Here is a 21,194-nt window from a genome sequence, read left to right as displayed (position 1 = left end):
TTTCACCCCTACAGTTTCAAGTTATTGCCCTTTGCGCGCGATCCTGGATACCTCCATGCCCACACCCGCCTATAAACGCGTCCTGCTCAAACTTTCCGGCGAAGCCCTCATGGGCGATGATGCCTTCGGCATCAACCGCGCCACGATCGAACGAATGGTGGCAGACGTGGCCGAGGTGGTGCGGCTCGGCACCCAGCTCGCAGTCGTGATCGGCGGTGGCAATATTTTCCGCGGCGTCGCGGGCGGCGCAGCCGGTATGGACCGCGCGACCGCCGACTACATGGGCATGCTCGCGACCATGATGAACGCGCTCGCCCTGCAGGACGCCATGCGTCACGCCGGCATCGAAGCGCGCGTGCAGTCCGCGCTGCGCATGGACCAGGTGGTCGAGCCGTACATCCGCCCCCGCGCGATCCGTCAGCTCGAGGAAGGCAAGGTCGTGATCTTCGCGGCCGGCACCGGCAACCCGTTCTTCACGACCGACACGGCCGCCGCCCTGCGTGGCGCCGAAGTGGGCGCGGAAGTCGTGCTCAAGGCCACCAAGGTCGACGGCGTCTACTCGGCCGACCCCAAGAAGGACCCGACGGCCACGCGTTACTCGACGATCAGCTTCGACGAGGCAATCGGCCGCAATCTGCAGGTGATGGACGCCACGGCCTTCGCGCTGTGCCGCGACCAGAAGCTGCCCATCCGCGTTTTTTCGATCGTCAAGCCGGGTGCGCTCAAGCGCATCATTCAAGGCGAAGACGAAGGCACGCTCGTCCACGTGTAAACTCTCGTTTCACACGAGATCGATTCTGGGCCGCGCCGCCCTCCATGCGCGCTGGCGGGCCCACACCGTAACAAAGGTTCGGAGGTATCAAAATGGCTGTGGCTGACATCAAGAAGGGCGTCGAGCAGAAAATGCAACGCTCGATCGACGCATTCAAGAGCGATCTCGCGAAGATCCGCACGGGCCGCGCCCACACGGGCCTGCTCGATCACATCCAGGTCGACTACTACGGTTCGCCCGTGCCCATCTCGCAAGTGGCCAACCTCACGCTCGTCGACGCTCGTACGATCGGCGTGCAGGCGTGGGAAAAGAAGATGGTTCAGGTCATCGAAAAGGCCATCCGCGAGTCGGATCTGGGTCTGAACCCGGCCACGCACGGCGATCTGATCCGCGTGCCGATGCCCGCGCTGACCGAAGAGCGCCGCAGGGAGCTCACGAAGGTCGTCAAGAACGAAGGCGAAACGGCCAAGGTTGCCGTGCGTAACCTGCGTCGCGACGCCAACGAGCAACTGAAGAAGCTCGTGAAGGACAAGGAAATCTCGGAAGACGACGAGCGCCGTGGCGGCGACGACGTCCAGAAGCTGACGGACCGCTTCGTCACGGAAATCGACAAGCTCGTCCAGACCAAGGAAGCCGAGATCATGACGGTTTGAGGCCGCCAGGCTCTCATCCCGCCAGGGTTTCTCTTTCCTTATCGCAGTTATAGTCCGACGGCCATGACCTATACCAGCTCAACCGTTCGCGTGCCCGAAGTGGCGGCCGTGCCGCGCCACATCGCGATCATCATGGACGGCAATGGCCGTTGGGCGACGCAACGCCGCTTGCCGCGCGTCGCGGGCCACACGCGTGGCGTGGACGCCGTGCGTGCGGTCGTCGAGGGTTGCGTCGAGCGCGGCGTCGAGTACCTGACGCTGTTCGCCTTCAGTTCCGAGAACTGGCGGCGCCCGACCGACGAAGTCTCGTTTCTCATGCGCCTGTTCATCTCGGCGCTGGAACGCGAGGTAGGGCGCCTGCACGCGAACGGCATTCGCCTGCGCGTGGTCGGCGACCTGTCGATGTTCAACGAGCGTATCCAGGATCTGATCCGCCGCGCCGAAACCAAGACGGCGCGCAACACGCGTCTGACGCTGACCATCGCCGCGAATTACGGTGGCCGCTGGGACATCCTTCAGGCCACGCGCAAGCTGGTCGAAGCCGCCGTGGCGGCGGGCGAGCCGGTGCCGGTCACCGAAGACACGCTTGGCCAGTATCTCGCCATGAACTACGCGCCCGAGCCCGACCTGTTTATCCGGACGGGCGGCGAGCAGCGCGTGAGCAATTTCCTGCTCTGGCAACTGGCTTACGCAGAATTCTATTTCACCGATACGTTCTGGCCCGATTTCGATCGCGACGCGCTCAATCGCGCGATCGCGTCCTACACCGAACGTGAGCGCCGCTTTGGCCGTACCAGCGCGCAGCTCGAAACCCAGTCCCAGAACGCCGACTCCCTTTCATGCTAAAGACCCGTGTCATCACGGCGATCGTCCTGCTGGCCGTGCTGCTGCCGGTCACGCTGTTCGCGCCGGTGGCCGCCTTTGGCGTGCTGATCCATGTCGTGGTGGCGTTCGCCGCGTGGGAATGGGCGCGCCTGCTCAAGGCGGGGAAGGTCGGTTCGATCGTCTATGCGCTGATCGCCGCGCTTGCCGTGCTGGCGAGCGAGCGTCTCGCCACGCCGCGTCCGCTGTTTCAGGCGGCCGGTATCTTCTGGATCGTCGCCGGGCCGTATGTGCTGGTGCGCAAGCCGGTGCTCGCCGCGGGCGCCTGGCGCGCCTTCCTGCTGGCCGCCGGGCTCGTGATCTTCTGCGCCTGCTGGCACGCGCTGGTACTCGCGCGCACCTCGGGCGTGGCCTTCGTGCTGTCGCTGCTGCTGGTGGTCTGGCTGGCCGATATCGGCGCATACTTTGCCGGTAAGGCATTCGGCAAGCATAAGCTCGCGCCCGCCATCAGCCCCGGCAAGACCTGGGAAGGGGCCGTCGGCGGCTGGGCGGCCGTGATGATCGTCGCCGCTGCCGCGCTCGCGCTGCACGCGTTCGAACCCACGCTTTATTCGGCGCTGGCCGGCCAGCTTGGTCTGGGCCGCGCGTTCTTCGTGCTTACCGTGCTGGTCGCGTTCAGCGTGGTCGGCGATCTGTTCGAATCGATGCTCAAGCGCCAGGCCGGCGTGAAGGATTCGAGCGGCCTCCTGCCGGGTCACGGCGGAGTCCTCGACCGCATCGATGCGCTGTTGCCGGTGCTGCCGCTTGCCATGCTGCTGCTTGGCTAAAGGCGTTCGGCTAGAGAAATGGAAATGCAAAAACGACTCACCTTGCTCGGTTCTACGGGCTCGATCGGAGACAGCACGCTCGACGTCGTCGCGCGTCATCCGGACCGCTTCACGGTTTATGCGCTCACGGCGCACCGCAACGGCGACAAGCTCGTCGAACAATGTCTGCGTTTCGCGCCTGAAGTGGCCGTGGTCGGCGACGCCGCGACGGCTCAGGACGTCGAGCGCAAGCTGCGCGCGGCCGGTTCGAAGACCGTCGTGACGCACGGTCCGCAGGCACTCATCGATGTCGCGAAAAGCGACGGCTGCGACACGGTGGTCGCGGCCATCGTGGGCGCGGCAGGCCTCGAGCCCACGCTCGCGGCGGCGCAAACCGGCAAGCGCATCCTGCTCGCGAACAAGGAAGCGCTCGTGATGTCGGGCGACATCTTCATGAACGCGGTGCGCGACAACGGCGCGGTGCTGCTGCCCGTCGACAGCGAGCACAACGCCGTGTTCCAGTGCCTGCCGCGCGAAGCGGCGATGCACGGCGGCGTGACCAGGATCATTCTGACCGCCTCGGGCGGCCCGTTCCGCACGCGCGAACCGTCGACGCTCGTCGACGTCACGCCGGAGCAGGCCTGCAAGCACCCGAACTGGTCGATGGGCCGCAAGATTTCGGTCGACTCGGCCACGATGATGAACAAGGGTCTCGAGGTGATCGAGGCGCATTACCTGTTCGATCTGCCGGGCGATCGCATCGACGTGCTGATCCATCCGCAGAGCGTGATTCACTCGATGGTCTCGTACGCGGACGGTTCGGTGCTCGCGCAACTGGGCAACCCCGACATGCGCACGCCGATCGCGCACGCGCTGGCGTATCCGGATCGCGTGGATTCGGGCGTCGCGCAACTCGATCTCGTGCAGGTCGCGACGCTCAACTTCGAGCATCCCGACTACACGCGTTTCCCGTGCCTCGCGCTCGCCATGAAGGCGCTGAACGAAGGCGGCGTGGCGAGCGCCACGCTCAATGCGGCCAACGAAATCGCGGTCGAGGCCTTCCTCAACCGCCGCATCGGCTTCATGGCCATCGCGCAGACGGTCGACGCCGTGCTCAACGCACTGCAGAATCGTCCCGCCACGAGCCTCGAAGTCGTGCTCGAAGCCGACGCCGCCGCGCGCCGCGCGGCACACACCATCATCGACAGCCTGCCGGTGCCGGCGTAAGGTCCGGCAGCGGGCCCAGCGGCGAGGCCGGGCGATCCCCGGCGCGCCGCTCCAGCACCAGCGTGCTGCTTCCAGCAGAGGAGGCGCTATGAATCTGCTCACCGAACTGGTGGCGTTTGTCGTTGCGATCGGCGTGCTCGTCGTCGTACACGAGTATGGTCACTACAGCGTCGCGCGCTTGTGCGGCGTCAAGGTTCTGCGATTCTCGATCGGCTTCGGCCGTCCGCTGCTGCAATGGGTCAGCAAAAAGACCGGCACCGAGTGGACGATCTCGGCGTTGCCGCTCGGCGGCTACGTGAAGATGCTCGACGAGCGCGAGTCGCCCGACACGATCGATGCGGCCGATCTGCCGCACGCGTTCAACCGTCAGCCGGTCAGCAAGCGTATCGCCATCGTGGCGGCCGGTCCGGTCGCGAACTTCATTCTTGCCATCGTGCTGTTCGGCGCGGTCTACGCGAGCGGCGTGACCGAGCCCGCGGCGATCGTGGCGATGCCGCCTGCGCAGTCGGCCGCGGCGCAGGCCGGTTTCCAGGGCGGCGAAACCATTCTCTCCGTGAGCAACGCCAGCGGCAGCCACACCGAACCCGTGCGTTCGTGGGCGGATCTGCGCTGGAAGCTCATGTCGACGGCATTCGAGCACGGCCGCGTGGTGCTTGCCGCGCGCGACGGCGCCGGTACCTACGATTTCCCGCTGGATCTCTCGCGTCTCACGAGCCAGGATCTCGACGACGACTTCATGTCGAAGCTCGGTCTCGAACCGGGCGGCGGCACGCTGCGCATCGCGGGCATCGAGCCGGGCAGCGCGGCGCAGCAGGCGGGTCTGGAAAAGGGCGATCGTCTGCGCGCGATCGACGGCCGTCCCGTTGATAGCGCAAGCAGCTTCATCGCGTATGTGAAGGCGCATGCGGGCAAGCCCGTGCAGTTGTCGATCGAGCGCGGCGGCGCCGTGCCGGCCGAGGCCGCGGATAGCGACGCGGACAATAACTCGGACGACAACGCCGGCGCCACCCGCAGCAATCCGTCGAACGCCACGCCGTCGAAGCCGCAAGCGCTCACGCTGAGCGTGACGCCGGCCGCGCAGCGCGATGAGGAAACGGGCAGCGAGGTCGGTCGCATCGGTGCGGCGCTCTCGGCGCAGGCGCCGTCGGTCGAGGTGCGCTACGGCCCGATCGAGAGCGCGCGGCTGGGCGCTTATCGCACGTGGGATATCGCGTTTTACTCGCTGCGGATGTTCGGCCGCATGCTCACGGGCGAGGCTTCGCTGAAGAATCTTTCGGGGCCGGTGACGATTGCTGACTATGCCGGGAAGAGCGCGCGGCTCGGTCCTTCGGCGTTCCTGTCGTTCCTCGCCCTTGTCAGTATTAGCCTGGGCGTACTCAACCTGCTCCCAATTCCCGTTTTGGACGGGGGGCATCTGTTATATTATGCGGTTGAAGCCGTAACGGGCAAAGCCGTCTCGGACCGCTGGCAGCTCGTACTGCAGCGAGCGGGACTTGCCTGCATCGTCGCGCTGTCGGCGATCGCGTTGTTCAACGATCTGGCTCGGTTAATCCATTTCTAAAGGTGTCTGGCGGCGTCCTAGGGCGGGCCGCCTGACCTGATGCAGCTATACATACTGGGGAAGCACGTTGTTTAGACCTCATCGCTTGGTTCCAAAAACGGTTGCGGCTGCGGCGATCGCCGCACATGGTCTCGTTGTCCACGCAGCGACGACGCCTTTCGTGGTACAGGACATCCGCATCGAAGGACTGCAACGCGTCGAGCCGGGCACGGTGTTCGCGTACCTGCCCATCAAGCAGGGCGATACCTTCAACGACGACAAGGCTTCCGAAGCCATCCGCGCATTGTATGCGACGGGCTTTTTCAACGACGTGCGCATCGCAGCCGAAGGCGGCGTCGTGGTCGTCCAGGTGCAGGAGCGTCCCGCGATCGGCACGATCGACTTCGCCGGCATCAAGGAATTCGACAAGGACAACCTCACGAAGGCGCTGCGCGCAGTCGGCCTCTCGCAAGGCCGCTACTACGACAAGGCGCTCGTCGACAAGGCGGAGCAGGAGCTCAAGCGCCAGTACCTCACGCGCGGCTTCTACGCCGCCGAAGTGACCACCACCGTCACGCCGATCGACCGCAACCGCGTCGGTCTGCTGTTCTCCGTGGTCGAAGGTCCGAGCGCGAAGATCCGCCAGATCAACTTTATCGGCAACAAGGCATACAGCAGCGGCACGCTCCTGAGCGAAATGCAGCTGTCCACGCCGAACTGGTTCTCGTGGTACACGAAGAACGACCTGTACTCGAAGGAAAAGCTCACGGGCGACCTCGAGAACGTGCGCTCGTACTACCTGAACCACGGTTACCTCGAGTTCAACATCGACTCGACCCAGGTGTCGATCTCGCCCGACAAGAAGGACATGTACCTCACGATCGGGCTGCATGAGGGCGAGCCGTACAAGATTTCGGGCATTCATCTCGCGGGCAATCTGCTGAACCGCGAAACCGAGCTCAGCAAGCTGATCAAGATCAAACCGGGCGATACGTTCTCGGCTGAAAAGCTGCAGGCGACGACCAAGGCGATCGTCGACAAGCTCGGCGAATACGGTTACGCGTTCGCGACCGTCAACGCGCTGCCGCAGATCGACCAGGCGCATCACACGGTCGAACTCACGCTGCAGGTCGACCCGAGCCGCCGCGTCTACGTGCGCCGCATCAACGTGGTGGGCAACACCCGCACGCGCGACGAAGTCGTGCGCCGCGAAATGCGCCAGCTCGAAAGCTCGTGGTTCGATTCGAGCCGCCTCGCGCTGTCGAAGGACCGTATCAACCGTCTGGGCTACTTCACCGACGTCGACGTGACGACGGTGCCGGTGGAAGGCACGGCCGACCAGGTGGACGTCGACGTCAAGGTGGCCGAAAAGCCGACCGGCGCGATCACGCTGGGCGCGGGCTTCTCGTCCACGGACAAGGTGGTGCTCTCGGCGGGCGTGTCGCAGGACAACGTGTTCGGTTCGGGCACCTCGCTGTCGGTGAACGTGAACACGGCGAAGACGTACCGTACGCTCGCGGTCACGCAGGTCGATCCGTACTTCACGGTCGACGGCATCAAGCGCATTACGGACGTCTACTACCGTACGTATCAGCCGCTGTACTACTCGACCGATTCGAGCTTCCGCATCATCACGGCCGGCGGCGACCTGAAGTTCGGCATTCCGTTCTCGGAAGTCGACACGGTCTTCTTCGGCGTGGGCTTCGAGCAGGACCGCCTCGACGTCGACTCGTACACGCCGCAGAGCTACATCGACTACGTGAACCAGTTCGGCCGCGTGTCGAACAACGTGCCGCTCACGATCGGCTGGTCGCGCGACGCGCGTGACAGCGCGCTCGTGCCGAGCCGCGGTTACTTCACGCAGGCGAACGCCGAATACGGCACGCCCGCGGGCGCCACGCAGTACTACAAGGCCGACGTGCAGGCGCAGTACTATTACTCGTTCGCGCGCGGCTTCGTGCTGGGCATGAACTTCCAGGCCGGCTACGGTAACGGTCTCGGCGGCAAGCCGTACCCGATCTTCAAGAACTACTACGCCGGCGGTATCGGTTCGGTGCGTGGCTATGAACCGAGCTCGCTCGGTCCGCGCGACAAGACCACGAACGATCCGATCGGCGGTTCGAAGATGGTGGTCGGCAACATCGAACTCACGTTCCCGCTGCCGGGCACGGGTTACGACCGTACGCTGCGCGTCTTCACCTTCGTCGATGGTGGTAACGTCTGGGGCGACGAGGGTTCGAGCATCGGTTCGAACGGTCTGCGCTACGCCTACGGTGTGGGTCTCGCGTGGATCTCGCCGATCGGGCCGCTCAAGCTGAGCCTGGGCTTCCCGCTCACGAAACACGAAGGCGACCAGTATCAGAAGTTCCAGTTCCAGATCGGGACGGCATTCTGACGACGCGCGCCACAGGCAATTTCAGAAACGAGAGGATAACTTTGCTAACGGGATTGTTTTCCAGACGGACGATCGGGGCCATGACGCTGTCGCTGGCGATGCTCGCTCTCGGCACGGGCGCGGCCCATGCGCAGGAAGCGAAGATCGCGGCGGTCAACTCCGACCGCATCCTGCGCGAATCCGCCCCCGCGAAGGCCGCGCAGACCAAGCTCGAAGCCGAGTTCGCGAAGCGCGACAAGGACCTGCAGGACATGGCGCAGCGTCTGAAGACCATGTCGGACTCGATCGACAAGAACGGTCCGTCGATGTCCGCGACCGACCGCGCGCAGAAGCAGCGCGATCTGTCGCAGCTCGACAGCGACTTCCAGCGCAAGCAGCGCGAGTTCCGCGAAGACCTGAACCAGCGTCGCAACGAAGAACTCGCCGCGGTGCTCGACCGCGCGAACAAGGTCATCAAGCAGATCGCCGAACAGCAGCATTACGACCTGATCGTGCAGGAAGCGGTGTACGTCAGCCCGCGCATCGACATCACCGACCAGGTGCTGAAGGCGCTCGCAGCCAACAGCACCGGCAGCAACAGCAACTAAGGCAGGAGCAGCACGCGTATGGCATTTACGCTTGAGGAAATCGCCGGGCGGTTCGGCGGCGAAGTGGTCGGGGATCCGGCGCAACGCGTCGGTTCGCTCGCGCCGCTCGACCAGGCCGGTCCGCAGCAGCTGGCGTTCCTTGCCAATCCGAAGTATCTGTCGCAGGTGGACGCCACCCGCGCCGGCGCGGTCCTGATCAGCCCGAACGATCTGGAAAAGCTCGCTTCGCGCGAGGGCCGCAACTTCATCGTCACACCCAATCCGTATGCTTATTTCGCGCGTGTCGCGCAGGCGTTCATCGACCTCGCTACGCCGAAAGCGCAGCCGGGCGTGCACCCGAGCGCGCACGTCGACGCGTCGGCCAAGGTTGCCGCGAGCGCGGTGATCGGCCCGAACGTCACGGTGGAAGCGGGCGCCGTGATCGGCGAGAACGTGCGCCTGGACGCGAATGTGTTCATCGGCCGCGGCACGCAGGTGGGCGAGGGCTCGCACTTCTATCCGGGCGTCACGGTCTATCACGGCTGCAAGTTCGGTGCGCGCGCGATCGTGCATGCGGGCGCCGTGATCGGCTCGGACGGCTTCGGCTTCGCGCCCGATTTCACGGGCGAGGGCGAGGCGCGCACGGGTAGCTGGGTCAAGATTCCGCAAGTTGGCGGCGTCACGATCGGCCCTGACGTCGAAATCGGCGCGAACACGACGATCGACCGTGGGGCCATGGCCGACACGATCATCGAAGAGTGCGTGAAGATCGACAACCTCGTGCAGATCGGTCACAACTGCCGCGTCGGGGCTTACACCGTGATCGCGGGCTGCGCGGGCATCGCCGGCAGCACGAGCATCGGCAAGCACTGCATGATCGGCGGCGCGGTCGGCATCGCGGGGCACGTCACGCTGGGCGACTACGTGATCGTCACGGCGAAGTCGGGCGTCTCGAAGTCGCTGCCCAAGGCCGGCATCTACACGAGCGCGTTCCCGGCGGTCGATCACGCCGACTGGAACAAGAGCGCCGCGCTGCTTCGCAACATCGACAAGCTGCGCGACCGCATCCGGGCGCTCGAAGCCGCCCAGAAGCCGCAAGGCGACGCCTGAGCAGGCTCGGGCAAGAATCATAAGCATTTCGGGGCACCGGGCCGCGCGCCGCCATTCGTCAATCGCTCACTGGGTTGGCGGAAATTGGCAGAGCGCAGCCTGGCCGGCACGCAAAAGCCGGCGCCACGCGCGGGCGCCGTTTTTTGCGTGCCGCTTTGCGTTCCGGGCCTCGGGCCATCGGCCCCGGGGCAATCCGCATGCACGAAGCGCCGTGCGTGGCGCATACTGCGCCTCAGCGCGGGCCGTCGAGGTACGTCAGGCACTTCAGGCATCGCATCCGATAGTCACACGCGCAATTCCTGCGTGAGCAGAAACACCATGAACATCGAAAAACTCAACTTCGACATCCACAAGATCCTCACGCTGCTGCCGCACCGCTATCCGTTCCTGATGGTGGACCGGGTCATCGAGCTCGAGCCGCACAAGAGCATCAAGGCGTTGAAGAATGTGACGATCAACGAGCCCTTTTTCACGGGCCATTTCCCGCAGCGTCCGGTCATGCCCGGCGTGATGATTCTCGAAGCGCTGGCCCAGACCGCCGCGCTGCTCACGTTCTCGGAAGAAGAGCAGGACTTCGAGAACACGCTGTATTACTTCGTCGGCATCGACGGCGCGCGCTTCAAGCGCGTGGTGGAACCGGGCGACCAGCTCGTCCTGAACGTGACGTTCGAGCGCTACATGCGCGGCATCTGGAAGTTCAAGGCAGTCGCCGAAGTCGAAGGCTCGGTTGCCTGCGAAGCGGAACTGATGTGTACCGTCAAGAAAATGGACGCAGCGCAATAAGACGCGCCGCGCATTGCCGTCGCGCGCCGGGTGGCGCGCGGGCACGCTAACAGAATTCGGAGAGCCAGGACGAATGAGCAGGATCCATCCCACTGCGATCGTCGAGCCGGGCGCACAGGTCGATGAAACGGTCGAGATCGGCCCGTATGCGATCGTGGGCGCGAACGTCACCATCGGTGCGCGCACCAAGATCGGCTCGCACAGCGTGATCGAAGGCCACACCACGATCGGCGAAGACAACAGCATCGGCCATTACGCGTCGGTCGGCGGCCGCCCGCAGGACATGAAGTACAAGGGCGAACCCACGAAGCTCGTGATCGGCAACCGCAACACCATCCGCGAGTTCACGACGCTGCATACGGGGACGGTGCAGGACACCGGCATCACCTCGATCGGCGACGACTGCTGGATCATGGCCTACGTGCACGTCGGTCACGACTGCCGTCTGGGCAACAACATCATCATGTCGAGCAATGCGCAACTCGCGGGTCACGTGATCGTCGATGACCACGCGATCGTCGGCGGCATGACCGGCGTGCACCAGTTCGTGCGCATCGGCGCGCACTCGATGGTCGGCGGCGCCTCGGCGCTCGTGCAGGACGTGCCGCCGTTCGTGATCGCCGCCGGTAACAAGGCGGTGCCGCACGGCATCAACGTCGAAGGTCTGCGTCGCCGCGGTTTCTCGCCCGACGCGATTTCGGCGCTGCGTTCGGCGTACCGCACGCTCTACAAGAACGGTCTGTCGCTCGAAGAGGCGAAGGTGCAACTCGCCGAACTCGCCCAGGCGGGCGGCGACGGCGACACGCACGTGAAGGCGCTGCTCGATTTCGTCGAGCTGTCGCAGCGCGGCATCATCCGCTAAACGATGGCGCTGCAAAACCGTCCGCTGCGTCTTGCGATGGTCGCCGGCGAACCGTCCGGCGACCTGCTCGCGTCGTCGCTGCTCAAGGGGCTCGTCAGCAAGCTGCCGGATAGCACGCAGTACTACGGAATCGGCGGCCCGCGCATGCAGGCCGTCGGTTTCGACGCGCACTGGCCGATGGACAAGCTCACCGTGCGTGGCTACGTCGAGGCGCTCAAGCACATTCCCGAAATTCTGCGCATCCGCAACGAGCTCAAGCATCAACTGCTCGCGGAACCGCCCGACGCCTTTATCGGCGTCGACGCGCCGGATTTCAACTTCGGTCTCGAACACCCGCTGCGCGACGCCGGCATTCCGACGATTCACTTCGTCTGTCCGTCGATTTGGGCGTGGCGGGGCGGGCGCATCAAGAAGATCCAGAAGTCGGTGGATCACATGCTCTGCGTGTTCCCGTTCGAAACGGCGATTCTCGAAAAGGCCGGCGTGGCCGCGTCCTACGTGGGCCATCCGCTCGCCGACGAGATTCCTCTCGAACCGGACGTGCCGGGCGCGCGCCGCACACTCGGTCTGCCCGAAAGCGGTCCGGTGATCGCCGTGCTGCCGGGCAGCCGTCGCTCCGAGATCAACCTGATCGGCCCGACCTTCTTCGACGCGATGCAGATCATGCAGCAGCGCGAACCGGGTCTGCGTTTCGTGATGCCGGCGGCGACGCCCGCGATCCACGCGCAGTTGCAGGAACTCGCGAATTCGCATCAGGGTCTCGCGCTCACGATCATCGACGGTCAGTCGCAAGTCGCGATGACAGCCGCCGACGCGATCCTCGTGAAGAGCGGCACGGTCACGCTGGAGGCCGCGCTGCTCAAGAAGCCGATGGTCATCTCGTACAAGGTGCCCTGGCTCACGGGGCAGATCATGCGCCGCCAGGGCTATCTGCCGTACGTCGGTCTGCCGAACATTCTCGCGGGACGTTTTGTCGTGCCCGAGATTCTTCAGCATTTCGCCACGCCCGAGGCGCTGGCTGAAGCCACGCTCACGCAGTTGCACGACGAGGCGAACCGGCGCACCCTGACCGAAGTGTTCACGCAGATGCACATCGCGCTGCGCCAGAACACCGCGGAGCGCGCGGCGGAAGTGGTCGCGCGCATCACCGAAGGCCGCAGGAGCAAGGCATGACCGGAAGCACGACCCGCGCCAAGGCTGCGCCGAAGGGTGCGGCGAGCGGCGCGACGCGGACGAAGGCACCGTCGCAGGCGGCGCAAAAGCGCGCCGCGCGAATGCAACTCGCGGAGCAGGCCGGCTTGCTGTTCGAGTCGCCCGACGACGTGATTTGCGGCGTCGACGAAGCCGGGCGCGGCCCGCTCGCCGGTCCCGTGGTCGCGGCTGCCGTGATTCTCGATCCGGCGCGCCCGATTGCCGGACTCGACGACTCGAAGGTGCTCACGGCCAAGGCGCGCGACGCGCTCTACGATCTGATCGTCGAGCACTCGCTGGCCTGGTGCGTGGCCGAAGCGAGCGTCGAGGAAATCGACACGCTCAACATCCTGCACGCGACGATGCTGGCCATGCGCCGCGCGGTCGAAGGCCTGAGCGTCACGCCGACGCTGGCGAAAATCGACGGCAATCGCTGCCCGGTGCTGCCGGTGCGCAGCGAAGCGGTGATCGGCGGCGATGCACTGGTGCCGGCGATTTCGGCGGCGTCGATCATCGCCAAGGTCACGCGTGACCGCATGCTGACGCAACTGCACGAAACCTTCCCGTTCTACGGCTTCGATGCGCACGCGGGCTACGGCACGGCGCAGCATCTGGCCGCACTGCGCGAGCATGGTCCGTGCGAGCATCATCGCCGCTCGTTTGCGCCGGTGCGCGAAGCGTTTGCGCTGCACGGCGCGGTGTTGACCGCAAGCGTCGCTACGGCGGCGTCCGCAGCCGACGGCGACGCATTCGCGCCGCTCTAGACGCACCGGTGTCGCCGCGCAGCCCCATCGGCGTCGCCTCGTGCGGCGCCGTTTTCCTTTTCATTCACCGCATTACTGATCGTCAGGCCCGCCCGTGAAAGCCATTACCTCGCGCGACAACCCGCTCTACAAGCGCCTCAAGGCGCTGGCCGGCTCGACCCATCAGCAGCGCCGCGCGCATCAGGCGCTGCTCGAAGGCTTCCATCTGGCGAGCGCCTGGCTCGACGGCGGCTCGCAGCCCGAATATTGCGTCGTGACCGAAGGCGCGCTCGCGCACGCGGAGGCGCAGGACATCGTCGCGCGCGTGGACGAGCGCCGCATCATCACGCTGCCCGACGCGCTGTTCGGCCAGCTTTCGAACGTCGTGCACGGCGCGGGCATGCTGCTGCTCGTCGATATGCCCGAAGCGACGCTGCCGCAGCGCGTCGAATCGACTTGCCTCGTGCTCGACGGTTTGCAGGATGCCGGCAACGTCGGCTCGATTCTGCGCAGCGCGGCGGCCGCGGGTATCGACAAGGTGTTCTGCACGCCGGGAACGGCCTACGCGTGGTCGTCGAAGGTGCTGCGCTCGGCGATGGGCGCGCATTTTCTGCTGCAGGTGTTCGAGAACGTCGAGCCCGAGACACTCGTCGATCTGCTTGGCGTGCCCGTCGTGATCACCGATTCGCACGGCGCGCAGGCCATCGACGAGGCCGATCTCACGGGGCAGGTCGCCTGGGTGTTCGGCAACGAAGGCGCGGGCGTCTCGCAGGTCTGGCGCGACGCGGCCGCGCTGCGCGTGACCATTCCGCAGCCGGGCGGCATGGAGTCGCTCAACGTGGCGGCGGCCGCCGCCGTGTGCGTGTTCGAGCAATGCCGGCAGCAGCGCCGCGCGCGCTGAGTCTTGCGGCTCGTTGCCGCGAATTGAAAAAGGCCCGCTGCGTGCGGGCCTTTTTGCGTTTGCAGCGATCCGTTTCAGCGATCGGCCGCGCTCGATCGTTCAATACGCGGGCTTGTCGATGCGGATTTCCTGCAGGATCGTGGTGGCGATTTCCTCGATCGACTTGTGCGTGGAGGAGAGCCACTTGATGCCTTCGCGGCGCATCATCGCCTCGGCTTCGTTCACTTCGTAGCGGCAATTTTCCAGCGCGGCGTACTTGCTGCCCGGACGGCGTTCGTTGCGGATTTCCGTGAGGCGCTGCGGATCGATCGACAGGCCGAAGATCTTGCCGCGATGCGGCAACAGCGAATTCGGCATCTTGCCGCGCTCGAAGTCGTCGGGGATCAGCGGATAGTTTGCGGCCTTCACGCCGTATTGCATCGCCAGATAGAGGCTCGTCGGCGTCTTGCCGCTGCGCGACACGCCCACGAGGATCACGTCGGCGTCGGCGAGATTGCGGTCGGACTGGCCGTCGTCGTGCGCGAGCGAGAAGTTGATCGCCTCGATGCGGTTCTTGTATTCGTCGGTGTCGGCGTTCTGGTGGCCGCGGCCCATCGCGTGGCTCGACTTGAGCTCCAGCTCCTGTTCGAGCGGTTCCACGAAGGTCTGGAACATGTCGAGCACGAGCGCGTTCGCGCGTTTGACGATCTCGTTCGAATGGCTGTCCACGAGCGTCGTGAAGACGATCGGGCGGCGGCCTTCCTGAACGGCGGCTTCGTTGATTTTTTCGGCGGTCGAGTAGGCTTTTTCCGTCGAATCGATGAACGGAACGCGCACGAGGCGGAATTTCTGGTCGAACTGCGACAGGATCGAATGCGCGAAGGTCTCGGCGGTGATCCCGGTACCGTCGGAGACGATGAATACGGTTGGCGGCATCGGATGAGGCTGGGTACGTGAACTGCTGTGCGGCTCACAGGACGGGCTTGGGCGCCCGGACTGCGCCTGCGGGCGGGGCCGCGGCGCGATTCTCGCCGACTGACACATTTTCTGTAGTCGGCACGGTAGAATAGCGGCAACCTGTTGGATAAGCAATTGCAGTGCAACCACGCCAAACGGCAGCCCATCGTGGCTCAATCTGGCGTCAACTTGCAGCGATTTTGCATAACTCCCTGCAATCGCGCGCATCTTCCTGCTTTTCCTTCCGCTGTGTGTGAGCTTTCGCGCCACGGGCGATTGCTTCTCCAACAGGTTGCGCAAGACGCGAATCCGCTTCCAATGGGCGGTCCGCGTTCGAGCCCACTTGCGCAATCGTGAATTTTTTTCACACTTAGGGGCTTGTATGACTAACACCGTTGCCAAGGATCAGGCTTATGTAGTGCCTTTCGAGCAGTTGCGGATGACCGACGTCGAGATCGTGGGCGGCAAGAACGCCTCGCTCGGCGAAATGATCAGCCAGTTGGCTGAGGCTGGCGTGCGCGTACCCACGGGTTTCGCGACGACCGCGCTCGCATTCCGCGACTTCCTGAAGCACAACAACCTGACCGAGCGGATCGCCGCCCGTCTGGAAACGCTCGACGTCGACGACGTCAAGGCGCTGGCCGAAGCGGGTAAGGAAATCCGCCAATGGATCATCGACGCGCCGCTGCAGCCGAAACTGGAAGCGGACATCCGCGCCGGCTTCGAAACGCTGAAGGCGAGCTCGCCGTCGGAACTCTCGTTCGCCGTGCGCTCGTCGGCAACGGCGGAAGACCTGCCCGACGCTTCGTTCGCCGGTCAACAGGAAAGCTACCTGAACGTGGTCGGCATCGACGACGTGCTCGATCGCCTCAAGCACGTGTTCGCGTCGCTCTACAACGACCGCGCCATCTCGTATCGCGTCCACAAGGGCTTCACCCACGCCGAAGTCGCACTGTCGGCGGGCGTGCAGCGCATGGTCCGTTCGGACCGTGGCGCCGCAGGCGTGATGTTCACGCTGGACACGGAATCGGGCTTCAAGGAAGCGGTGTTCATCACGTCGAGCTACGGCCTCGGTGAAACCGTGGTGCAGGGCGCCGTGAATCCGGACGAGTTCTACGTCTTCAAGACCACGCTCGCACAAGGCAAGGCGCCGATCATTCGCCGCTCGATCGGCTCGAAGCTCATCAAGATGGAATTCACGCAGCCGGGCGAGCCGGGCCGCGTGAAGACGGTCGACGTCTCGCACGAACAGCGCAACCGTTTCTCGATCACCGACGAAGACGTGATCGAGCTGGCCAAGTACGCCGTCATCATCGAGAAGCACTACCAGCGTCCGATGGACATCGAGTGGGGCAAGGACGGTCTCGACGGCAAGATCTTCATTCTCCAGGCACGTCCGGAGACGGTGAAGAGCCAGGCCGCCGGCAAGGCCGAGCAGCGCTTCAAGCTCAAGGGTCAGTCGCAGGTGCTGGCAACGGGCCGCGCAATCGGTCAGAAGATCGGCGCGGGCCGCGTGAAGGTGATTCACGATCCGTCCGAAATGGAACGCGTGCAGCCGGGCGACGTGCTGGTCGCCGACATGACCGACCCGAACTGGGAGCCGGTGATGAAGCGCGCAGCGGCCATCGTCACGAACCGTGGCGGCCGTACCTGCCACGCGGCGATCATCGCGCGTGAGCTGGGCGTGCCGGCAGTCGTGGGTTGCGGCGACGCAACCGACCTGCTCAAGGACGGCGCGCTGGTGACGGTGTCGTGCGCGGATGGCGACGAAGGCCGCATTTACGACGGTCTGCTGGAAACGGAAGTCAGCGAAGTCCAGCGTGGCGAGCTGCCGGCCATTCCGGTCAAGATCATGATGAACGTCGGCAACCCGCAACTCGCGTTCGACTTCTCGCAACTGCCGAACGCAGGTGTCGGCCTCGCGCGTCTCGAGTTCATCATCAACAACAACATCGGCGTTCACCCGAAGGCGATTCTCGAGTACCCGAACGTCGACGCGGACCTGAAGAAGGCCGTGGAAAGCGTGGCACGCGGCCATGCGTCGCCGCGCGCGTTCTACGTCGACAAGCTGACGGAAGGCATCGCCACGATCGCGGCGGCGTTCTATCCGAAGCCCGTCATCGTGCGTATGTCCGACTTCAAGTCGAACGAGTACAAGAAGCTGATCGGCGGTTCGCGCTACGAGCCGGACGAAGAAAACCCGATGCTGGGTTTCCGCGGCGCGTCGCGCTACATCGCCGACGACTTCGCGCAGGCGTTCGAAATGGAGTGCCTGGCGCTCAAGCGCGTGCGTGAAGAAATGGGCCTCGCGAACGTCGAGATCATGGTGCCGTTCGTGCGTACGCTGAAGCAGGCGGAGCGCGTGGTTGGCCTGCTCGCGAAGTTCGGCCTGAAGCGCGGCGAGAACGGCCTGCGCCTCATCATGATGTGCGAAGTGCCGACGAACGCGATTCTCGCCGAAGAGTTCCTGCAGTACTTCGACGGCTTCTCGATCGGTTCGAACGACCTCACGCAGCTTACGCTCGGTCTCGACCGAGACTCGGGCATGGAACTGCTGGCCGCCGACTTCGACGAACGCGATCCGGCCGTCAAGTTCCTGCTCAAGCGCGCGATCGAAACCTGCCGCCGCCTGAACAAGTACGTCGGCATCTGCGGTCAGGGCCCGTCCGATCATCCGGACTTCGCCGAGTGGCTTGCTGAAGAAGGCATCGCTTCGATTTCGCTGAACCCGGACACGGTCGTCGAGACGTGGCAGGCGCTGGCCAAGGCGCAAGGCAAGTAAGGCTGAACGCGCCACATGCGTCTCGCGCGTGGCGCGCAACGTGCGAAGGTTGAGGCGGTCGTATTGCCTTACGCTTCACTTTCGCACGCTGCGGAAAAAAGTGTCAGCTTCGTGCTATAACACCCCGGTCTATCCGGGGTGTTTTGCTTTGGGAGGTCGAAGTGGGTCCGCATGGTGTGTTCTGGTGGATCGGCGCGGGCGTGCTGATCGTGGCCGAGCTGATGACCGGCACCTTCTATCTGCTGATGATCGCGCTCGGCTTTCTCGCCGGCGTGGCGGCGTATGAGCTGGGCGCGCCGCTCGATCTGCAGCTCATGTGCGCGGCGCTCGTCGCGCTGATCGCGGTGATCGTGCTGCGCCGCTCGCGCTTTGGACGTCGCCGCCGCATGGTCGATGCCTCGACCGATCCCAGCGTGAATCTCGATATCGGCTCGACGCTGACTGTCGCCGCGTGGCATGAAGGCCGCGCGCGCTCGATGTATCGCGGCGCCGAATGGGACGTGGAGCTCGCGCCCGGCGAGCCCGATAACGCGCCGCTCTATGAAATCCAGGCCGTGCGCGGCAACTGTCTGATCGTGGGCGCGCATCGCGCTGCGGGCGCGCCGCGTCACGCGTGATCAATCGGAACAAACCAGTCGAAGCTCAGGGGGAATGTGTATGCAAGTGCCTATCGTCGGATTGATTTTGCTCGTGATCGTCATCGTGATGGTGTCGAAGACGGTCAAGATCGTGCCGCAGCAGCACGCGTGGGTGCTGGAGCGGCTGGGCCGCTATCACGCGACGCTCACGCCGGGCCTCACGATCGTGCTGCCGTTTATCGACCGCGTGGCGTACAAGCACGTGCTCAAGGAGATCCCGCTCGACGTGCCGAGCCAGATCTGTATCACGCGCGACAACACCCAGCTTCAGGTCGACGGCGTGCTGTATTTTCAGGTCACCGATCCGATGAAGGCGTCGTATGGATCGAGCAATTTCGTGTTCGCGATCACGCAGCTTTCGCAGACCACGCTGCGCTCGGTGATCGGCAAGCTGGAACTCGACAAGACGTTCGAGGAGCGCGATTTCATCAACCACAGCGTGGTGTCGTCGCTCGACGAGGCGGCGTCGAACTGGGGCGTGAAGGTGCTGCGCTACGAGATCAAGGATCTCACGCCGCCGAAGGAAATCCTCCACGCGATGCAGGCGCAGATCACCGCCGAACGCGAGAAGCGTGCGTTGATCGCGGCGTCGGAAGGGCGCAAGCAGGAGCAGATCAACCTCGCGGCAGGCGCGCGCGAGGCGGCGATCCAGAAGTCGGAAGGTGAGCGGCAGGCGGCCATCAACCAGGCGCAGGGGCAGGCGGCGGCGATTCTGGCCGTGGCCGAGGCGAATGCGCAGGCGATCCAGAAGATCGGCAATTCGATCCAGGCGCAAGGCGGCATGGACGCCGTCAACCTGAAGGTGGCCGAGCAATATGTGACCGCGTTCGGCAATCTGGCCAAGCAGGGCAACACGCTGATCGTGCCGGGCAACATGAGCGATCTGAGTTCGATGATCGCGTCGGCGCTGACCATCGTGAACCGCACGGGCATGAAGGAAGGGCAGTTGAGCCGCGACGCGGCGAAGGGCGCCTGAGCGGGCCGCCCGGCTGCGGCAAATCGGCACATTTGGGGACCGATTTCGCGCGGTTTCCAGACGAAAAAAGGGCGGCTCGAGGCCGCCCTTTTTGCATCCTGACGCGCGTGACGCGTGGGAAGCGCGCGATTACGTCGGCGTGCGCATCAGGCGCGCCTTTTCGCGCTGCCAGTCGCGTTGCTTCTCGGTTTCGCGCTTGTCGTGCTGCTTCTTGCCCTTTGCAAGGCCGATTTCGCACTTCACGCGCCCGCCCTTGTAGTGGAAATTCAGGGGCACGAGCGTGAAGCCGCGCTGCTCGATCTTCCCGATCAGCTTGTCGATCTGGTCGCGGTGCAGCAGCAGCTTGCGCGTGCGCGTGGGATCGGGATTGATGTGCGTCGAGGCCTCCGGCAGCGGGCTGATGTGCGTGCCGATCAGGTAAAGCTCGCCGTCCTTGATGATGACGTAGCCTTCCTTGATCTGGGCCCGCCCGGCGCGCATAGCCTTGACCTCCCATCCTTCGAGCACGAGTCCTGCCTCGTAGCGCTCTTCGATGAAGTAGTCGAAGAACGCTTTTCTGTTGTCGATGATGCTCATAGGAAAATGGAAAAGGCCCAACTCTTGTAAAATTACGATTTTAGCAAAGCGGGCCAGCGAAAGCCCGTCGCGCTTTCACCCTTGCCTCGCATTGCGCAATTTATGGCGGATGTCCAGAAAACCGTGTTGATACGCCATTCGGCGGAACAGATGTTCGACCTCGTCACCGACGTCGACGACTACCCCAACTTCCTGCCGTGGTGCGGCGGCGTCGAGGTTCGTCGCAAGGACGAAACCGGTATGGAGGCGAAAATCGACATCAACTTCAAGGGCATCAAGCAGCACTTCGCCACGCGCAACACGCAGACGCGCCCGGGTCGTATCGATATGGAGTTCACCGACGGCCCTTTCAAGAAGTTCACGGGCGCCTGGCGCTTCACGCCGCTGCGCGCCGACGCCTGCAAGATCGAATTCGCGCTCCATTACGAGTTTTCGAACATCATTCTCGAAAAGATCATCGGGCCGGTGTTCCATCACATCGCGAACACCTTTGTCGATTCTTTCGTCAAGCGTGCCGACCAGCGTTACGGCAAGAACAAGGTATGAGCGCGAAACTGTCCATCGACGTGTGCTACGCGCTGCCCGACGCGCAGACGCTCATCGGCGTGCAACTGGCGCCGGGCGCCACCGTGCAGCAGGCGATCGAGGCGAGCGGCGTGCTCGCGCGCCATCCCGAGATCGATCTGACGACACTGAAGGTGGGCGTCTACGGCAAGCTCAAGCCGCTCGACACGGTGCTCGCCGACCACGATCGCGTGGAAATCTACCGTCCGCTGCTGGTCGATCCCAAGCTCGCGCGCCAGCGCCGCGTCGACAAGACGCGCAAGGAAGGCTCGATCGAAGGGCGCAAGTGGCAGAACAAGGATTCGCGCTGAGCCGGTTCGGGGTTTCTTCGGCGTTTTAGTCTGATCGATC

General features: G+C 64.4%; 21 protein-coding genes. 19 read left to right on the top strand and 2 right to left on the bottom strand.

All coding sequences use genetic code 11. The features are described 5' to 3' along the window. Positions 1 to 55: 55 nt before the first annotated feature. From pyrH to G3N97_RS09075, 14 genes are all read left to right on the top strand, one after another. Complete coding sequence (pyrH, locus tag G3N97_RS09140; protein ID WP_027814826.1) at positions 56 to 772, top strand: UMP kinase; 717 nt, start codon at positions 56 to 58, stop codon at positions 770 to 772. Positions 773 to 864: 92 nt separating this feature from the next. Then, the gene (frr, locus tag G3N97_RS09135; RefSeq protein ID WP_205992921.1) at positions 865 to 1,425 is read left to right on the top strand and encodes a ribosome recycling factor; all 561 of its coding nucleotides are present in this window, start codon (positions 865 to 867) and stop codon (positions 1,423 to 1,425) included. 63 nt (positions 1,426 to 1,488) lie between these two features. Then, a complete protein-coding gene (gene uppS / locus G3N97_RS09130; protein ID WP_074984510.1) occupies positions 1,489 to 2,271 on the top strand; it encodes a polyprenyl diphosphate synthase in 783 nt (260 codons plus the stop codon). Further along, positions 2,265 to 3,074, top strand: a complete 810-nt coding sequence (locus G3N97_RS09125; RefSeq protein ID WP_205992920.1) for a phosphatidate cytidylyltransferase — start codon at positions 2,265 to 2,267, stop codon at positions 3,072 to 3,074. Before uppS ends, G3N97_RS09125 begins: the two co-directional genes overlap by 7 nt. A 24-nt stretch (positions 3,075 to 3,098) precedes the next feature. Further along, entirely contained in the window at positions 3,099 to 4,280 is a 1,182-nt protein-coding gene (locus G3N97_RS09120; RefSeq protein WP_205992919.1) for a 1-deoxy-D-xylulose-5-phosphate reductoisomerase, read from the top strand. A gap of 88 nt (positions 4,281 to 4,368) precedes the next feature. Continuing rightward, positions 4,369 to 5,841: an RIP metalloprotease RseP gene (rseP, locus tag G3N97_RS09115; RefSeq protein WP_205992918.1), complete on the top strand. Its 1,473-nt coding sequence runs from the start codon at positions 4,369 to 4,371 to the stop codon at positions 5,839 to 5,841. A gap of 67 nt (positions 5,842 to 5,908) precedes the next feature. After that, complete coding sequence (gene bamA, locus G3N97_RS09110) at positions 5,909 to 8,215, top strand: outer membrane protein assembly factor BamA (RefSeq protein WP_205992917.1); 2,307 nt, start codon at positions 5,909 to 5,911, stop codon at positions 8,213 to 8,215. Positions 8,216 to 8,295: 80 nt separating this feature from the next. Further along, positions 8,296 to 8,802, top strand: a complete 507-nt coding sequence (locus G3N97_RS09105; RefSeq protein WP_065060163.1) for an OmpH family outer membrane protein — start codon at positions 8,296 to 8,298, stop codon at positions 8,800 to 8,802. Between the two features lie 18 nt (positions 8,803 to 8,820). Further along, positions 8,821 to 9,891 (top strand): UDP-3-O-(3-hydroxymyristoyl)glucosamine N-acyltransferase, encoded by a 1,071-nt coding sequence (lpxD, locus tag G3N97_RS09100; RefSeq protein ID WP_205992916.1) that lies wholly within the window; start codon positions 8,821 to 8,823, stop codon positions 9,889 to 9,891. 318 nt (positions 9,892 to 10,209) lie between these two features. Next, positions 10,210 to 10,674, top strand: a complete 465-nt coding sequence (gene fabZ / locus G3N97_RS09095; protein WP_065060161.1) for a 3-hydroxyacyl-ACP dehydratase FabZ — start codon at positions 10,210 to 10,212, stop codon at positions 10,672 to 10,674. A gap of 73 nt (positions 10,675 to 10,747) precedes the next feature. Then, positions 10,748 to 11,536, top strand: coding sequence for an acyl-ACP--UDP-N-acetylglucosamine O-acyltransferase (gene lpxA / locus G3N97_RS09090; protein ID WP_065060160.1), 789 nt, complete (start codon positions 10,748 to 10,750; stop codon positions 11,534 to 11,536). Between the two features lie 3 nt (positions 11,537 to 11,539). Then, positions 11,540 to 12,709 (top strand): lipid-A-disaccharide synthase, encoded by a 1,170-nt coding sequence (lpxB, locus tag G3N97_RS09085; RefSeq protein ID WP_183713978.1) that lies wholly within the window; start codon positions 11,540 to 11,542, stop codon positions 12,707 to 12,709. A 101-nt stretch (positions 12,710 to 12,810) separates the two neighbouring features. Then, complete coding sequence (rnhB, locus tag G3N97_RS09080) at positions 12,811 to 13,491, top strand: ribonuclease HII (RefSeq protein ID WP_205992926.1); 681 nt, start codon at positions 12,811 to 12,813, stop codon at positions 13,489 to 13,491. Between the two features lie 94 nt (positions 13,492 to 13,585). Next, the gene (locus G3N97_RS09075; protein ID WP_205992915.1) at positions 13,586 to 14,371 is read left to right on the top strand and encodes an RNA methyltransferase; all 786 of its coding nucleotides are present in this window, start codon (positions 13,586 to 13,588) and stop codon (positions 14,369 to 14,371) included. Between the two features lie 99 nt (positions 14,372 to 14,470). Here G3N97_RS09075 and G3N97_RS09070 read toward each other — a convergent pair whose 3' ends face one another. After that, positions 14,471 to 15,286, bottom strand: coding sequence for a pyruvate, water dikinase regulatory protein (locus G3N97_RS09070; protein ID WP_205992914.1), 816 nt, complete (start codon positions 15,284 to 15,286; stop codon positions 14,471 to 14,473). 403 nt (positions 15,287 to 15,689) lie between these two features. Between G3N97_RS09070 and ppsA the strand changes: the two genes are divergently transcribed. The 3 genes from ppsA to G3N97_RS09055 all read left to right on the top strand — a co-directional run bounded on the left by ppsA (position 15,690) and on the right by G3N97_RS09055 (position 19,703). After that, positions 15,690 to 18,089 carry a phosphoenolpyruvate synthase gene (ppsA, locus tag G3N97_RS09065; RefSeq protein WP_205992913.1) on the top strand — a complete coding sequence of 800 codons (2,400 nt, stop codon included), beginning with the start codon at positions 15,690 to 15,692 and terminating at the stop codon, positions 18,087 to 18,089. Positions 18,090 to 18,250: 161 nt separating this feature from the next. Further along, complete coding sequence (locus G3N97_RS09060) at positions 18,251 to 18,706, top strand: NfeD family protein (protein WP_205992912.1); 456 nt, start codon at positions 18,251 to 18,253, stop codon at positions 18,704 to 18,706. A gap of 40 nt (positions 18,707 to 18,746) precedes the next feature. After that, complete coding sequence (locus tag G3N97_RS09055; RefSeq protein ID WP_065060155.1) at positions 18,747 to 19,703, top strand: SPFH domain-containing protein; 957 nt, start codon at positions 18,747 to 18,749, stop codon at positions 19,701 to 19,703. 129 nt (positions 19,704 to 19,832) lie between these two features. Here G3N97_RS09055 and smpB read toward each other — a convergent pair whose 3' ends face one another. Next, positions 19,833 to 20,279, bottom strand: coding sequence for an SsrA-binding protein SmpB (smpB, locus tag G3N97_RS09050; RefSeq protein WP_065060154.1), 447 nt, complete (start codon positions 20,277 to 20,279; stop codon positions 19,833 to 19,835). 102 nt (positions 20,280 to 20,381) lie between these two features. Here smpB and G3N97_RS09045 point away from each other — a divergent pair, with 102 nt between their 5' ends. Both G3N97_RS09045 and G3N97_RS09040 read left to right on the top strand, forming a co-directional pair. Continuing rightward, positions 20,382 to 20,825 carry a type II toxin-antitoxin system RatA family toxin gene (locus G3N97_RS09045; protein ID WP_205992911.1) on the top strand — a complete coding sequence of 148 codons (444 nt, stop codon included), beginning with the start codon at positions 20,382 to 20,384 and terminating at the stop codon, positions 20,823 to 20,825. Further along, positions 20,822 to 21,154, top strand: a complete 333-nt coding sequence (locus G3N97_RS09040; RefSeq protein ID WP_205992910.1) for an RnfH family protein — start codon at positions 20,822 to 20,824, stop codon at positions 21,152 to 21,154. Before G3N97_RS09045 ends, G3N97_RS09040 begins: the two co-directional genes overlap by 4 nt. Positions 21,155 to 21,194: the final 40 nt, after the last annotated feature.

Source organism: Paraburkholderia sp. Ac-20347, assembly GCF_017104805.1.
Taxonomy (GTDB): domain Bacteria; phylum Pseudomonadota; class Gammaproteobacteria; order Burkholderiales; family Burkholderiaceae; genus Paraburkholderia; species Paraburkholderia tropica.
This window is presented reverse-complemented; position numbering and strand designations above follow the sequence as displayed.

Bases quoted from the DNA above. Each gene is read 5' to 3' on its own strand.
- pyrH (WP_027814826.1), top strand. From the start codon at position 56: ATGCCCACACCCGCCTATAAACGCGTCCTGCTCAAACTTTCCGGCGAA.
- frr (WP_205992921.1), top strand. From the start codon at position 865: ATGGCTGTGGCTGACATCAAGAAGGGCGTCGAGCAGAAAATGCAACGC.
- uppS (WP_074984510.1), top strand. From the start codon at position 1,489: ATGACCTATACCAGCTCAACCGTTCGCGTGCCCGAAGTGGCGGCCGTG.
- G3N97_RS09125 (WP_205992920.1), top strand. From the start codon at position 2,265: ATGCTAAAGACCCGTGTCATCACGGCGATCGTCCTGCTGGCCGTGCTG.
- G3N97_RS09120 (WP_205992919.1), top strand. From the start codon at position 3,099: ATGCAAAAACGACTCACCTTGCTCGGTTCTACGGGCTCGATCGGAGAC.
- rseP (WP_205992918.1), top strand. From the start codon at position 4,369: ATGAATCTGCTCACCGAACTGGTGGCGTTTGTCGTTGCGATCGGCGTG.
- G3N97_RS09105 (WP_065060163.1), top strand. From the start codon at position 8,296: ATGACGCTGTCGCTGGCGATGCTCGCTCTCGGCACGGGCGCGGCCCAT.
- lpxD (WP_205992916.1), top strand. From the start codon at position 8,821: ATGGCATTTACGCTTGAGGAAATCGCCGGGCGGTTCGGCGGCGAAGTG.
- fabZ (WP_065060161.1), top strand. From the start codon at position 10,210: ATGAACATCGAAAAACTCAACTTCGACATCCACAAGATCCTCACGCTG.
- lpxA (WP_065060160.1), top strand. From the start codon at position 10,748: ATGAGCAGGATCCATCCCACTGCGATCGTCGAGCCGGGCGCACAGGTC.
- lpxB (WP_183713978.1), top strand. From the start codon at position 11,540: ATGGCGCTGCAAAACCGTCCGCTGCGTCTTGCGATGGTCGCCGGCGAA.
- rnhB (WP_205992926.1), top strand. From the start codon at position 12,811: ATGCAACTCGCGGAGCAGGCCGGCTTGCTGTTCGAGTCGCCCGACGAC.
- G3N97_RS09070 (WP_205992914.1), bottom strand. From the start codon at position 15,286: ATGCCGCCAACCGTATTCATCGTCTCCGACGGTACCGGGATCACCGCC.
- ppsA (WP_205992913.1), top strand. From the start codon at position 15,690: ATGACTAACACCGTTGCCAAGGATCAGGCTTATGTAGTGCCTTTCGAG.
- G3N97_RS09055 (WP_065060155.1), top strand. From the start codon at position 18,747: ATGCAAGTGCCTATCGTCGGATTGATTTTGCTCGTGATCGTCATCGTG.
- smpB (WP_065060154.1), bottom strand. From the start codon at position 20,279: ATGAGCATCATCGACAACAGAAAAGCGTTCTTCGACTACTTCATCGAA.
- G3N97_RS09045 (WP_205992911.1), top strand. From the start codon at position 20,382: ATGGCGGATGTCCAGAAAACCGTGTTGATACGCCATTCGGCGGAACAG.
- G3N97_RS09040 (WP_205992910.1), top strand. From the start codon at position 20,822: ATGAGCGCGAAACTGTCCATCGACGTGTGCTACGCGCTGCCCGACGCG.